Source organism: Enterobacter cloacae complex sp. ESBL7 (assembly GCF_041679625.1).
Taxonomy (GTDB): Bacteria; Pseudomonadota; Gammaproteobacteria; order Enterobacterales; family Enterobacteriaceae; genus Enterobacter; species Enterobacter asburiae_B.
The window spans coordinates 1,342,970-1,355,796 of record NZ_JBGORN010000001.1; the positions used below are offsets into that span (position 1 = coordinate 1,342,970).

A 12,827-nucleotide genomic window follows, 5' to 3' on the forward strand; every position below is an offset into this window, starting at 1 on the left:
TCCAGAAGGGCTTCTTTAATGAGAAACATCGAACTGCGTCATACGTTCCCCCATTTACTTCCGGGCCGCAGCCTGAAAAACATCGTGCCGGGCGTCGTTCTGGCGTTACTGGCTACGCCCGTACTGGCGGCAGAACAGAGCCAGGGTAACGTCTTAACCCTGGGGGGCGGTGTGGACGTCGCGCCGCGTTACTCGGGTTCCGATAAAACCCGCGTCAGTGCGGCTCAGGTGGTGGAGTACGCCATGGCAAACGGCTTTTTTATCGGCACCACGAGAGGGATCGGTTACGGCAACAACATCGGCAACCTGGATTACAGCGCCGCGCTGAGCTATCGAGTTGGCCGTAAAGATAAAGACGTGAGCAGCGATTCGATCAGCTCCGGCAGCGACGAGCTGCGGGGAATGGGGGAGATAAAAGGCTCGGCAATCGTTGTGCCCGGGCTGGAGTACAGGGTGACCGACTGGCTTCACCTGCAGCTGCAGGCAGAGGTTCCGGTTTCTGAGAGGGACAACGGTGAAGCGGTGCATTTCGGCATTTCCAGCCCGTTCTATACCTCACCAAAAAATGAGGTGACGCTGGCGCTGACCGGCAGCTGGGGATCCGACAAGTATATGCAGACCTACTACGGGGTCAGCGCCGCTCAGTCGAGCGCATCGGGCTTTGCCCGACATGACGCCGGAGCCGGTATTTATGCCTGGACGATGAATCTTGACTGGACCCACAGGCTCACCTCGCGCTGGAGCGTCCTTGCCTCAGCGGGCGTTACGCAGCTGACGGGGGATGCGGGTGATAGTCCCATTGTGCAACGCAAAACATCGCCCACGGGGAGTTTGAAGGTGACGTACAGTTTTTGATTATTAGTAGCGGCGGCTTGCGGTTTTGAGCGCGCACTAACGATGGAAATACGCCGCTCCGGTTAAGATGGCGGGGCGGTGCTGTTTGATAACGGGGATAATGAGGGACTATCTAAATTCATTGCAGAGAATATCGTCGGTTGATCCTTCACGAATGCAGGTACTTTACGCAGTCCGCGATTTGCAACTTCGTGATTGCTGGACAGGCGCAGGTTTTGTCAGAGATGCCGTATGGGATCACCTGCATGTTGATTGGCATCATTCCCTATCTGGCGATGTTGACGTGGTCTGGTTCGATCCCGAAGGTTGTACTGCGGACGGTGGTATAGGTCTGCTATGAGCGAGGAGCGGACGTAAAACTGATTGAAAATTTTTGGAGAGAATGTTCTGATTAACCAGGAAGGACTTTACATCCGCCTGACGTTTCTATCCCAATAATGTTTTTGTTTACAGCAACACTAGCGAGCGTATATTTTTCCCGACTATCATTTGGCACACGTCTCGCTATAAATGCTCGAAAATAGAAGTCGGAAAATTGAATGAAATGGAGGTGTGATGCTTGCCCCGGAGTTGATAAACGAAGAGCGATCGTGGTTTTCTCCAAAAGCCAACCTACGCTTAACTAGAAAAAGAGCTGTTCAATATGACTAATGAGAAAATTAATTCAGAATCCCTCGACAAACTTGTGGCTGAGTTTGATTCAAGTGATAATGCTAACTATAGATATTCGAGTGAGAAATCCACCAAGCAGATTATCAAAGATATACGAGATGCTGTTTTTTTTATTAAAAGAGAAAGTGAGGATAAAAAATACAATGAACAATGGAACTCTTCCGTTGCGCTTAACATATTAGCTATTATAGCAATATTAATATTTATCTTTTCTACATCCAATAGCTCTGATTCCGAATTTATTGAAACACTAAAATTACCCGCATACATTATATCAATTATGTTATCAACAATATGGATCGGAATTAATATTGAAAGAACCTTAATATTCAAGGAGCTTTGGAGATTCAAAACGGCAAAAATCATACTATCCCTGTCTTTCACCGGGTTGATTGTATATTGCACCGCCGAGGCATCCGCAATAATAAATGATGTTTTTAATATTGACCCATCATTCTTCCCGTTTACAAGAAGTTTTCTAGTTGCTTATCTTTTCTTCAAAAAAATTTCTATTCTGGTTTATCTACTGGCTATTGTAGGTGTTTTTTGCATAATAAATATTATTTCTTACTTTAAGTCGAAATGGGACGGAAATAGTAATATTGAATTTCCCTTTGGGGCACTCATTTATATATTCTTTACATGTGTTTTTAGTTACTTTGCTTTGGGGTGGGTTGATAGTAATTTCAATGATGCTGTACTTAATAAAAAAGTATATTCATTAGCCCATCAACTGGATTTTAACAAAAGAAATCCGTGCTCAAATTTACAAGACGTTGAAGTAAGTGTGATTTTTCTTGGACCAAATCAGGATAAAATACTTGCTGACTTCAATAAAGAAGAAATGTTAACTGCCTACAGTTTTCTTGAGGGGAGATACTGGTACACATACGACAAAAACGAATTAAAGATCTTACAGTGTTTACATTGATAAATGGTAAATAGTTCACGTTGCTGTAAATAGATCCTTTTTATTTCTGTCTATTTTTTGAGATCCCGGCCAGATAATGTTGTAGTTTGAAGCGAATGTCATGGTGTTGCTTAATAGTTGAGGGCCAAACTATTAACAGCGACGTTCGCTCTTGGCACTATGCGGACTTATTGGTCCAGAAGGTCTACTATGAGCGAGAAGCTGACCTCCTGACCTCCTGACCTCCTGACCTCCTGACCTCCTGACCTTTTGGCACTATGACTGTCGGCTCCATCCATCCCTCACCAGCGTTCAGCGCTGCAGCATCCGGCTGGAGCGACTCCGGCTAAGCGGTAATTTTTACACTATGTTTAACACCAGTCAGAATAATAAAATGATCAACGTTTTATTAGGTTACGAGCAGTGGCGGCCTCAGTCCGGAGCATTTGAAAACCAGAACCTCACTGAGAAGTGTGCCAGTATGACGTGGCTAATATCCCTATCCGGAGAACAACGTGTTCGGAAAACAATTGCTAAACATCATGCCAGGTTTACAAACTTTGTTAGCCTACGATAAAAGCTGGCTAAAACATGATATTAAAGCCGGGTTATCCGTTGCGGCTGTGGCGCTACCCGTGGCTATTGCTTATGCTGAATTGGCAGGTGTTGGGGCAATAGTGGGGCTTTATTCCTGCGTTTTACCGATGATAGCGTATGCACTCTTTGGTTCTTCACGTCAGCTTATTGTGGGCCCTGATGCCACGACCTGCGCGGTGATTGCGGCCGTCGTGTTTCCGCTTTCTGCAGGTAATCCCGAACTGCACTGGCAGCTGACCATTATCATGACGTTGATGATGGGCGGGTGGTGCCTGCTTGCCAGTAAATTTCGTCTGGGCGCACTTGCCGATCTGCTTTCTCATCCCATTCTTACGGGTTTGCTTAATGGCGTTGCCGTGACGATTATTGTCGGGCAATTAGGCAAGGTGTTGGGGATAAAACTCGACGAAGCGCAGGTTATTGAGAAAATAATGGCCTTGCCAGGCCGTCTTTCCGACAGCCATTTATTAACCGTTGGGATATCGCTTTTAACGTTAATTATTTTAATGGCGATCAAAACGTATCGCAGCCACTGGCCAGCACCGTTGATTGCGATTGTGATGACAACGCTACTGGTATGGGCGACATCTGCACAACAGTACGGCATTGCCACTATTGGGGGAGAAGGCTTCCAGCCTGGTTTACCCGTCGTGAACTGGGGCGCGTTCCAGCCCGGTCCGATGCGTGATTTAGTGATCCCGGCGCTGAACCTGGCGTTGGTCAGTTTTGTCAGCCTGATGCTGACCGCCCGCAGTTTCGCCGCGAAAAACGGCTATGAAATTAATGCTGATGCAGAGTTCCGGGCGCTGGGGATTGCAAACCTCATGTCGGGATTATCTCAGGGGTTTGCTATCAGTGGAGCCGATTCCCGGACAGCGGTTAATGATTCAGTGGGTGGGAAAAGCCAGCTGGTTTCCATCGTCGCAGCCTTACTCATCGGTATCGTGGTGGTGTTTTTCACTCAGCCATTACAATTTATTCCGGTATCTGCATTAGGAATTGTTCTGATGTACGCATCCTGGTCATTAATTGATCTGCGCGGGTTATGGAATCTGAGGCGAAGAAATAAACAGGCATTTCGCCTGGCCTTCTTCACGTTTGGCTGTGTGTTAATTATCGGCGTCATCCAGGGGATCGGCCTTGCGGTGTTGCTTGGCCTGTTACAGTTCCTGCGTACGGTGTTTCGTCCCTCCGAGCACTTACTGGGAACTGACGACGATGGAATGATTCACTCATTAGGTAATACAACTGATATTAAAATGGTCCCGGGCGTGCTGATGTATCGATTTAACTCACCGTTGACCTATTTTAACGTGGCTTATTTTAAACGTCGGGTATTAAACCTGGTTGATGGCGCAGCATTACAACCTAAATGGGTAGTGATTGATGCCGTTGCTTGCTTCACCTATTCAGATATCAGCGTTCTGGCAACCATAAATGAGTTAAAGCGCGATCTGAAAAGTCGACAGATTACGTTAATCCTTGCGGGCAGAAAAACGGAATTAACGCGCTGGTTTAAAGATAGCCGGCCAACAATGAATGATGATGACATGATTCTGGCGCCAGACCTCTATCTGGCACTTCGGTTCATTCAAAGCAAAGAGAGTGCGAGTGAATCAGGTAGCGAGGTATAAGCTAAAGGCTTGCCCGCCAACCGCGAGCAAGCCACATCCCTTAGCGATACAGCGTTTTTTCCGTAACCGGAATAAGCAGACCGGATCGCCAGTCCGCGAGCGTCAGCTGCGCAAGCCTGCCCAGCGCGGCATAAAACGGATGCCCGGCGTTGTCGACAAACACCGACAGGAAGCGGGTGCTCCACGGCAGCAGGTGCCACGCCAGAAGCTGATTGCACTCCGGCTCGCGGCCGTTCTCGGCCAGCCACGCCGCCAGCAGCAGCAACGTACCGAAATGATCTTCCGGCTCATTCTGCTGCATCTCAAACGCGATATTGTTCTCACGCATCCACTGGCGCAGCGCGAGGGTCGAGTCGCCAAACAATACGGATTCACGGTCCAGCCAGACGGAACCCCAAGGCGGAGCGGGCAGGGCATACGGACCAATAAACAGTCGTTGCCAGGCGTCCGCCAGCGGCTCATCGGAAGATGAGGCAAACGTATCGGCAACGGGCTGCAGCGTTTCCGAAGGCAGGGGCCAGTCCTGAACCCATTCGCCAGCGGTGAGCGCTTTCACCAGCGGCGCGGCCTGCTCGCTGTCGGGAGCGAAATAAAACAGCGCGCCCAGCACCCGGGCGCTGAACGCGAACGATTCACGATGTGAGACGTCTTTCATTAAACCTTCCTTGCTCGCGCGGATGACGCCCGCGCGACTGTGTTAACCGATAATAGTGACCACAGAATAAACCAGGGTCTCGCGTTTCACCCTCTACACCTTCTCAATCTGCACCAGATTGGTGTGCTGCGGGTTGCCTTTTGCCAGCGGAGAAGGACGATGGGTCGTCAGCGTGTTGATGCATGAGCCGTGGTCGATACGATCGCCACTCATATTGGCATCGTGCCAGGCACCCTGGCCCATGGCGCTCACGCCGGGCATGATGCGCGGCGTCACTTTCGCTTCAATTCGCACCTCGCCGCGATCGTTAAATACGCGCACCGTATCGCCGTTCTTGATGCCGCGTTTTGCAGCATCGACAGGATTAAGCCACACCTCCTGGCGACAGGCCGCTTTCAGCACGTCGACGTTACCGTAGCTCGAGTGGGTACGGGCCTTGAAGTGAAAGCCAAACAGCTGCAGCGGGAACTGCGCGCGCTCGGGCGCATCCCAGCCGTCAAAGGTCGACGCGTAGACGGGCAGAGGGCTGATGGTCTCATCTTTTGCCAGCTCCCAGGTAGCCGCAATCTCCGCCAGCTTGCTGGAGTAAATCTCAATCTTGCCCGAGGGCGTTTTCAGCGGATTGGCTTCCGGGTTCTCGCGGAATTTTTTATAGGCCACAAAGTGTCCGTTCGGATCTTTACGCTTATAAATGCCCATTTTTCTCAGCTCGTCATAGGACGGCAGCTGAGGATCTTTTTCGAGCATTTTGGCATACAGGAACTGCAGCCACTGTTCCTGCGTGCGTCCTTCGGTGAATTTCTGATGGATATCCGACCCGAGGCGTTTCGCCACCTCGCTCATGATCCAGTAGATCGGCTTGCGTTCGAACTTCGGCGCGGTCACGGGCTGGAGGAAAATCAGGTAGCCCATGTTCCCGGCGTAATCGTTAGGAATGATATCTTCCTGCTCGACGGTCATCAGGTCCGGCAGAATAATATCGGCGTACTTCGCTGACGAGGTCATGAAGTTGTCGATGACGACGATCGTTTCGCACTTGCTTTCATCCTGCAGGATATCGTGGGTTTTATTGATATCGGAGTGCTGGTTGATGATGGTATTGCCCGCGTAGTTCCAGATGAACTTAATCGGCACGTCCAGCTTATCTTTCCCGCGCACGCCGTCGCGCAGGGCGGTCATCTCCGGTCCGCGGGCGATGGCGTCCGTCCAGCTGAAGCAGGAGATTTGCGTTTTGACCGGGTTATCCGGTATCGGCATACGTTCGATGGTAATGGTGTAGGTCGACTCGCGCGCGCCGCTGTTACCGCCGTTGATGCCGACGTTTCCGGTGAGGATCGGCAGCATGGCGATGGCGCGAGACGTCAGCTCGCCGTTCGCCTGGCGCTGTGGTCCCCAGCCCTGGCAGATATAGGCCGGTTTCGCGGAGCCGATTTCCCGGGCAAGCTTGATGATGCGATCCGCGGGAATGCCGGTGATGCGTGAGGCCCACTCCGGCGTTTTCGCCGTGTTGTCATCGCCCTGGCCGAGAATGTAAGCTTTGTAGTGGCCGTTAGCGGGCGCGCCTTCCGGCAGCGTTTTTTCGTCGTAGCCCACGCAGTATTTATCCAGAAACGGCTGGTCGACCAGGTTTTCGTCGATCAAAACCCAGGCAATACCCGCCACCAGCGCGGCATCGGTACCCGGACGGATAGGGATCCACTCGTCTTCGCGTCCGGCTGCCGTATCGGTATAGCGCGGGTCGATGACGATCATGCGCGCATTGGATCGCTCGCGGGCCTGCTCCAGATAATAGGTAATCCCGCCGCCGCTCATGCGGGTTTCCGCCGGATTATTGCCGAACATCACCACCAGTCTGGTGTTTTCAATATCCGAGGTGCTGTTACCATCGTTGCTGCCGTAGGTGTAGGGCATCGCGCAGGCGATTTGCGCCGTGCTGTAGGTGCCGTAGTGGCTCAGGAAACCGCCGTAGCAGTTCATCAGGCGCGCCACCAGCGAAGCGTAAGGGGAGGAGCGGGTGATATTGCCGCCGACGATGCCGGAAGAGTAGTTGATGTAAACTGCTTCGTTGCCGTATTTGCTGATCACGTTTTTAAGGCTGGCGGTGATGGCGTCCAGCGCTTCATCCCATGTGATGCGCTCGAACTTGCCTTCACCGCGTTTGCCCACGCGTTTCATAGGGTAGTTGAGACGATCGGGATGATTGATCCGACGGCGAATAGAACGTCCGCGCAGGCAGGCGCGCACCTGATGGTTACCGTAAATATCTTCACCGGTGTTGTCCGTTTCGACCCAATACACTTCGTCGTCACGGACGTGCAGACGCAGCGCGCAGCGGCTGCCGCAGTTGACCGAGCAGGCGCCCCACACCACTTTATCTTCAGCAGGCTGAACGGCGTTCTTCACCGCCGCGGCGGCGCTTTTTAAGCCGAAAGGAAGCGAGATCCCGCCGGCGGCCAGCGCCAGAGAACCTATTGCCGTGGATTTCACGAGAGTTCGACGGCTAATTCCGCCGTGATGTTCAGTATCGGACATGGCTCACCCCATCATTATAATTACGTATTATTTTTCCCGAAATGATAACCGGGCTAATGATGGGGTGAGTGTTACTGATTTGGGGGTATTAAATCTTAATCCTCATCAAATCAAAGGGGATTGAGGGTAAATTACTGCGCTTCAGCAGCCCCGTTGCCTGTGCGGGTATACAAAATTTTAAAGGTGTCGTTGGCGCAGTGGCCTACCACCTGAGTGCCCGCCTGGTCAGCCTGATCGTTCGGCACAATGCTCAGCGTAAAACCTGATTCAGGCACGCCGTTGTTGATAATTTTCTGCTGAATGTCGCTTTTCACGCGCTCGCAGGAATCCGGTGCCGCCAGCGCGGCCGTTGAGGTACTCATTAACAGCAGGGCGGTAATCCAGGGTAACCGTTTCATCTGTAGCTCCTTTTCTCTGTGTAGAGATTAATTTTAGCAGGCTTCGTGTAAACAACTGTATTTGCTAATATGATTGGGAATAATCTCCCTGTACGGTAATAAATGTGAAGAAATACGCAGCGATAACGCTACTGGCAGCAACACTGGTGGGGTGCGATAACAGCTCCGCGCCGCTGTCGTTTACGCCCGAGATGGCGAGTTTCTCGAACGAATTTGATTTTGATCCGCTGCGCGGCCCGGTGAAAGACTTCACCCAGACGCTGCTCAACGAGAAGGGCGAAGTGTCCAAACGGGTGACCGGCACCGTGTCGGCGGAAGGGTGTTTCGATACCCTGGAACTGCACGACCTGGAGGCCAATACCGGCGTGGCGCTGGTGCTGGATGCCAATTACTACCTTGATGCGGAAACCCAGCAGCGCAAAGTGAAGCTGCAGGGGAAATGCCAGCTGGCCGAACTGCCGTCAGCCGGGATAACGTGGGACACCGACGACAACGGTTTTGTGGTGGCGGCGCACGGCAAAGAGATGGAAGTGAAGTATCGCTACGATGCGGATGGCTACCCGCTGGGCAAAACCACCGTCTCCGGGGATCAGCACCTGTCCGTCCAGTCGACGCCGTCTAAAGACGTTCGAAAAAGAATGGATTACTCGGCAGTGAGCATGTTGAATGACAAGCCGCTGGGCAACGTGAAGCAGAGCTGCGATTACGATCGACACAATAACCCGGTGAGCTGTGACCTGACGATCACGGACGATAGCGTCAAACCTGCCGTTGAGCACAAATACACCATCAAAAACACGATTGAATACTACTGAGAATAAAACCGCGCAGGTTACTGCGCGGTCGGTTTCAGCAGGCTGGCGCCTGACGGCTTGTGCCCGGCCAGATGCTGATGCTGGAAGATGCACATGCGAATGGTATTGCGGTATTCGCCGTTGATAAAGAACTCGTGAATCAGCTCGCCTTCCACCATAAAGCCCAGCTTGCGGTAGATATGGATCGCTTTCTCGTTCTCTTTATCCACAATCAGGTAAAGCTTGTAGAGATTCAGAACGTTGAATCCGTAATCCATTGCCAGCTTCGCTGCCCGTGAGGCAAGGCCTTTTCCCTGATGCTCAGGGGAGATGATGATCTGAAACTCCGCCCGACGGTGAACATGGTTGATTTCAACCAGCTCCACAAGTCCGGCTTTTTCGCCTTCACACTCCACCACAAAACGACGTTCACTCTGATCGTGAATGTGCTTATCGTAGAGATCGGACAGCTCAACAAAAGCCTCGTACGGCTCTTCGAACCAGTAGCGCATCACGCTGGCGTTATTGTCGAGCTGGTGGACGAAGCGCAGGTCTTCACGCTCCAGCGGACGGAGCTTAACGTCGCAGGGCGCCGACATTACGGGGCTACCGTGCGGCCAGTGCGGCGATCCAGGCAGCGCAGGGTGTTTGGCTCCCAGTAGGCGTTGACGTTTGCACTTTGCTGACACTTATCGCGCGCGTCAAAAGCGACATCTTCTTTATCCCACTCTTTTTCAGCACGTTTGTTGACCTTCTGACGAAGGTTACGGGTGTCATTCCATTGTTCTTTGTCCATGGCGGCGTTCTGGCGGCTTTGCGCGCTGTCACCAGACTCAATAATGAGCTTGCTGGTTTCCGCTGTTGCAGAGGCGGCAAAGGCGAACGATGACAGCGCCAGCAGGGCTGTCAGACAAAGGCGTTTGCTTAATGTGGTCATAGCGTTTCCTTTTAAACGGGTGCAGATAATCAAGTTACCCCGAACAGATTCTACACCAAAGCGAAAAGACGTCATACCCGCGGTGCAAGTATGGAAAAGTAAAGGATATCATCAGGTATGATGTCTAAATAGATCCTCACCTGACGTGAAATATGCTCAAAACGACGCTGCTTTTTTTTGCCACCGCGCTATGCGAAATCATCGGCTGCTTCCTGCCCTGGCTCTGGCTGAAGAAGGGGGGATCCGTATTGCTTCTCATCCCGGCAAGCGTCGCGCTGGCTCTGTTTGTCTGGCTGTTAACGCTGCATCCGGCCGCGAGCGGCCGCGTCTACGCTGCTTACGGTGGTGTCTATGTCTGTACCGCGCTGCTGTGGCTACGCGTGGTGGACGGCGTCAAGCTCAGCGCGTACGACTGGGCCGGCGCGCTGATTGCCCTGTGCGGAATGCTGATTATTGTGGCGGGATGGGGGCGGGCCTGAGCCCCCGGTTTTGTGATCGTTAGCGGATTTTATGATCATTATACTTGTATGGTAGTCTGGTTAGTGGGTAAGTTTCCAGCATCACAACGAATGATGTAAGGAAAGGAAATATGAAGATTGTCGCGGCTGACGTGTTTGTTACCTGCCCGGGGCGGAACTTTGTCACCCTTAAAATCACCACCGACGAGGGGATTGTCGGCCTCGGTGACGCTACGCTGAACGGGCGTGAACTCTCCGTGGCTTCCTACCTGAAAGACCATCTCTGCCCGCAGCTGATTGGCCGCGATGCGCACCGTATCGAAGACTTCTGGCAGTTTTTCTATAAGGGCGCCTACTGGCGTCGCGGCCCGGTCACCATGTCGGCCATCTCCGCCGTGGACATGGCGCTGTGGGACATCAAGGCCAAAGCGGCCAACATGCCGCTCTACCAGCTGTTGGGCGGCGCATCTCGCGAAGGCGTGATGGTTTACTGCCACACAACCGGTCACACCATTGACGACGTGCTGGAAGATTACGCCCGCCATAAAGAGATGGGCTTCAAGGCAATCCGCGTGCAGTGCGGGGTGCCGGGTATGAAAACCACCTACGGCATGGCCAAAGGGAAGGGGCTTGCCTACGAGCCTGCGACTAAAGGCGACTGGCCGGAAGAGCAGCTCTGGTCCACCGAAAAATACCTCGATTTCACACCGAAGCTGTTCGACGCGGTGCGCAGTAAATTCGGCTTCAATGAACATCTTCTGCATGACATGCACCACCGCCTGACGCCAATCGAAGCGGCGCGCTTCGGCAAGAGCATTGAAGAATTCCGCATGTTCTGGATGGAGGATCCAACGCCTGCGGAAAACCAGGCCTGCTTCCGCCTCATTCGCCAGCACACCGTCACGCCAATTGCCGTGGGCGAAGTATTCAACAGCATCTGGGACTGCAAGCAGCTCATCGAAGAGCAGCTCATCGACTATATCCGCACCACCATTACCCACGCGGGCGGGATCACCGGGATGCGTCGCATCGCGGACTTCGCCTCGCTCTATCAGGTGCGCACCGGCTCGCACGGCCCGTCGGATCTCTCGCCGGTATGCCACGCCGCCGCGCTGCATTTCGACCTGTGGGTGCCAAACTTTGGCGTCCAGGAATATATGGGCTATTCCGAACAGATGCTGGAAGTCTTCCCGCACAGCTGGCGCTTTGATAACGGCTATATGCATCCGGGCGACAGGCCGGGGCTGGGCATCGAGTTTGATGAAAAGCTGGCGGCGAAATACCCCTACGATCCGGCCTATCTGCCGGTGGCCCGTCTTGAGGACGGCACGCTGTGGAACTGGTAAACGAGGAGCGAACGATGAAAAGCGTAGTGATTCAACAGCCGAACGAACTGATGATTGAAGAGCGGCCACTTCCGCAGCCAGGCCAGGGTGAAGTTCGCGTCAAAATCACGCTGGCGGGGATCTGCGGTTCGGACAGCCACATCTATCGCGGCCATAACCCGTTTGCGAAGTATCCACGCACGATCGGCCACGAGTTCTTTGGCGTGATTGACGCCGTAGGCGAGGGCGTAGACAGCGCCCGTCTGGGCCAGCGCGTCTCGGTCGATCCGGTGATCAGCTGCGGACACTGCTATCCGTGTTCCGTCGGAAAACCGAACGTCTGCACCTCGCTGGTGGTGCTGGGCGTACACCGCGACGGGGGCTTCAGCGAATACGCGGCGGTACCCGCTAAAAATGCCTGGCCTATCCCCGATGACATTCCTGATAAACACGCCGTTATGGTGGAACCTTTCACCATCGCCGCCAACGTGACGGGGCAGGCCAGTCCCACCGAGCAGGACGTCGCGCTGGTTTACGGCGCAGGGCCGATGGGGCTGGTCACCGTGCAGGCGCTGAAGGGCGTCTATAAGGTGAAGCAGGTTATCGTGGTTGATCGCATCGACGAACGCCTGAAAATGGCCCAGCGCAGCGGCGCGGACTGGGTGTTGAATAACGGCGAGCAGTCGCTGCAGGCCGCGCTGGACGAAAAGGGCATCAAACCGACGTTAATCATTGATGCCGCCTGTCACCCGGCGATTTTGCAGGAGGCGATAACCCTGGCCTCTCCGGCGGCGCGTATCGTGCTGATGGGGTTCTCCAGCGAGCCGAGCCATATTGTCCAGCAGGGCATCACCGGCAAAGAGCTGGCGATCTTCTCCTCGCGCCTCAATGCCAACAAATTCCCGGTCGTCATCGACTGGCTGAAAAAAGGGCTGATCGACCCGGAAAAACTGATCACTCATGCCTTTGACTATCACCATGTAACAGACGCCATTGAACTGTTTGAGAAAGACCAGCGGCAGTGCTGCAAAGTCTTGCTCACGTTCGGGCAATAATCCTT

13 protein-coding genes are annotated in these 12,827 nt (G+C 53.2%); 8 read left to right on the forward strand and 5 right to left on the reverse strand.

The annotated features are described in order from the left end of the window. Positions 1 to 18 precede the first annotated feature (18 nt). The 4 genes from ACERY3_RS06715 to ACERY3_RS06730 all read left to right on the forward strand — a co-directional run bounded on the left by ACERY3_RS06715 (position 19) and on the right by ACERY3_RS06730 (position 4,668). On the forward strand, positions 19 to 855 hold the full coding sequence (locus tag ACERY3_RS06715) for a MipA/OmpV family protein (protein WP_058840700.1): 837 nt from the start codon (positions 19 to 21) through the stop codon (positions 853 to 855). 154 nt (positions 856 to 1,009) lie between these two features. After that, positions 1,010 to 1,195: a nucleotidyltransferase family protein gene (locus ACERY3_RS06720; protein ID WP_072210754.1), complete on the forward strand. Its 186-nt coding sequence runs from the start codon at positions 1,010 to 1,012 to the stop codon at positions 1,193 to 1,195. A gap of 303 nt (positions 1,196 to 1,498) precedes the next feature. Then, positions 1,499 to 2,458, forward strand: coding sequence for a hypothetical protein (locus tag ACERY3_RS06725; RefSeq protein ID WP_039262674.1), 960 nt, complete (start codon positions 1,499 to 1,501; stop codon positions 2,456 to 2,458). A gap of 494 nt (positions 2,459 to 2,952) precedes the next feature. After that, a complete protein-coding gene (locus ACERY3_RS06730) occupies positions 2,953 to 4,668 on the forward strand; it encodes a SulP family inorganic anion transporter (RefSeq protein ID WP_058840699.1) in 1,716 nt (571 codons plus the stop codon). Positions 4,669 to 4,708: 40 nt separating this feature from the next. On the opposite strand, the gene dmsD is transcribed toward ACERY3_RS06730, so the two are convergent. The 3 genes from dmsD to ACERY3_RS06745 all read right to left on the reverse strand — a co-directional run bounded on the left by dmsD (position 4,709) and on the right by ACERY3_RS06745 (position 8,253). Further along, on the reverse strand, positions 4,709 to 5,323 hold the full coding sequence (dmsD, locus tag ACERY3_RS06735) for a Tat proofreading chaperone DmsD (RefSeq protein WP_033145399.1): 615 nt from the start codon (positions 5,321 to 5,323) through the stop codon (positions 4,709 to 4,711). A gap of 93 nt (positions 5,324 to 5,416) precedes the next feature. Continuing rightward, positions 5,417 to 7,855, reverse strand: coding sequence for a selenate/tellurate reductase subunit YnfE (gene ynfE, locus ACERY3_RS06740; RefSeq protein ID WP_214586503.1), 2,439 nt, complete (start codon positions 7,853 to 7,855; stop codon positions 5,417 to 5,419). Positions 7,856 to 7,986: 131 nt separating this feature from the next. Continuing rightward, complete coding sequence (locus ACERY3_RS06745) at positions 7,987 to 8,253, reverse strand: DUF1161 domain-containing protein (RefSeq protein WP_058840697.1); 267 nt, start codon at positions 8,251 to 8,253, stop codon at positions 7,987 to 7,989. A gap of 104 nt (positions 8,254 to 8,357) precedes the next feature. Between ACERY3_RS06745 and ACERY3_RS06750 the strand changes: the two genes are divergently transcribed. After that, positions 8,358 to 9,068 (forward strand): YnfC family lipoprotein, encoded by a 711-nt coding sequence (locus tag ACERY3_RS06750; RefSeq protein WP_033145401.1) that lies wholly within the window; start codon positions 8,358 to 8,360, stop codon positions 9,066 to 9,068. Positions 9,069 to 9,085: 17 nt separating this feature from the next. On the opposite strand, the gene speG is transcribed toward ACERY3_RS06750, so the two are convergent. Together speG and ACERY3_RS06760 are read right to left on the reverse strand one after the other, a co-directional pair. Continuing rightward, entirely contained in the window at positions 9,086 to 9,646 is a 561-nt protein-coding gene (gene speG / locus ACERY3_RS06755) for a spermidine N1-acetyltransferase (RefSeq protein ID WP_023311549.1), read from the reverse strand. Next, positions 9,646 to 9,984 carry a DUF1283 family protein gene (locus ACERY3_RS06760; RefSeq protein ID WP_023335541.1) on the reverse strand — a complete coding sequence of 113 codons (339 nt, stop codon included), beginning with the start codon at positions 9,982 to 9,984 and terminating at the stop codon, positions 9,646 to 9,648. Before ACERY3_RS06760 ends, speG begins: the two co-directional genes overlap by 1 nt. A gap of 152 nt (positions 9,985 to 10,136) precedes the next feature. Here ACERY3_RS06760 and ACERY3_RS06765 point away from each other — a divergent pair, with 152 nt between their 5' ends. The 3 genes from ACERY3_RS06765 to ACERY3_RS06775 all read left to right on the forward strand — a co-directional run bounded on the left by ACERY3_RS06765 (position 10,137) and on the right by ACERY3_RS06775 (position 12,822). After that, the gene (locus ACERY3_RS06765) at positions 10,137 to 10,463 is read left to right on the forward strand and encodes a YnfA family protein (protein WP_021241222.1); all 327 of its coding nucleotides are present in this window, start codon (positions 10,137 to 10,139) and stop codon (positions 10,461 to 10,463) included. Positions 10,464 to 10,573: 110 nt separating this feature from the next. Next, on the forward strand, positions 10,574 to 11,788 hold the full coding sequence (gene manD, locus ACERY3_RS06770; RefSeq protein WP_319875894.1) for a D-mannonate dehydratase ManD: 1,215 nt from the start codon (positions 10,574 to 10,576) through the stop codon (positions 11,786 to 11,788). 14 nt (positions 11,789 to 11,802) lie between these two features. Further along, on the forward strand, positions 11,803 to 12,822 hold the full coding sequence (locus tag ACERY3_RS06775; protein WP_319875896.1) for a Zn-dependent oxidoreductase: 1,020 nt from the start codon (positions 11,803 to 11,805) through the stop codon (positions 12,820 to 12,822). The last annotated feature ends 5 nt before the right edge of the window (positions 12,823 to 12,827 follow it).

Coding starts and splice junctions, on each gene's coding strand:
- ACERY3_RS06725 (WP_039262674.1), top strand. CDS start 1,499: ATGACTAATGAGAAAATTAATTCAGAATCCCTCGACAAACTTGTGGCT.
- speG (WP_023311549.1), bottom strand. CDS start 9,646: ATGTCGGCGCCCTGCGACGTTAAGCTCCGTCCGCTGGAGCGTGAAGAC.
- ACERY3_RS06715 (WP_058840700.1), top strand. CDS start 19: ATGAGAAACATCGAACTGCGTCATACGTTCCCCCATTTACTTCCGGGC.
- ynfE (WP_214586503.1), bottom strand. CDS start 7,855: ATGTCCGATACTGAACATCACGGCGGAATTAGCCGTCGAACTCTCGTG.
- ACERY3_RS06765 (WP_021241222.1), top strand. CDS start 10,137: ATGCTCAAAACGACGCTGCTTTTTTTTGCCACCGCGCTATGCGAAATC.
- ACERY3_RS06745 (WP_058840697.1), bottom strand. CDS start 8,253: ATGAAACGGTTACCCTGGATTACCGCCCTGCTGTTAATGAGTACCTCA.
- ACERY3_RS06775 (WP_319875896.1), top strand. CDS start 11,803: ATGAAAAGCGTAGTGATTCAACAGCCGAACGAACTGATGATTGAAGAG.
- dmsD (WP_033145399.1), bottom strand. CDS start 5,323: ATGAAAGACGTCTCACATCGTGAATCGTTCGCGTTCAGCGCCCGGGTG.
- ACERY3_RS06720 (WP_072210754.1), top strand. CDS start 1,010: ATGCAGGTACTTTACGCAGTCCGCGATTTGCAACTTCGTGATTGCTGG.
- manD (WP_319875894.1), top strand. CDS start 10,574: ATGAAGATTGTCGCGGCTGACGTGTTTGTTACCTGCCCGGGGCGGAAC.
- ACERY3_RS06760 (WP_023335541.1), bottom strand. CDS start 9,984: ATGACCACATTAAGCAAACGCCTTTGTCTGACAGCCCTGCTGGCGCTG.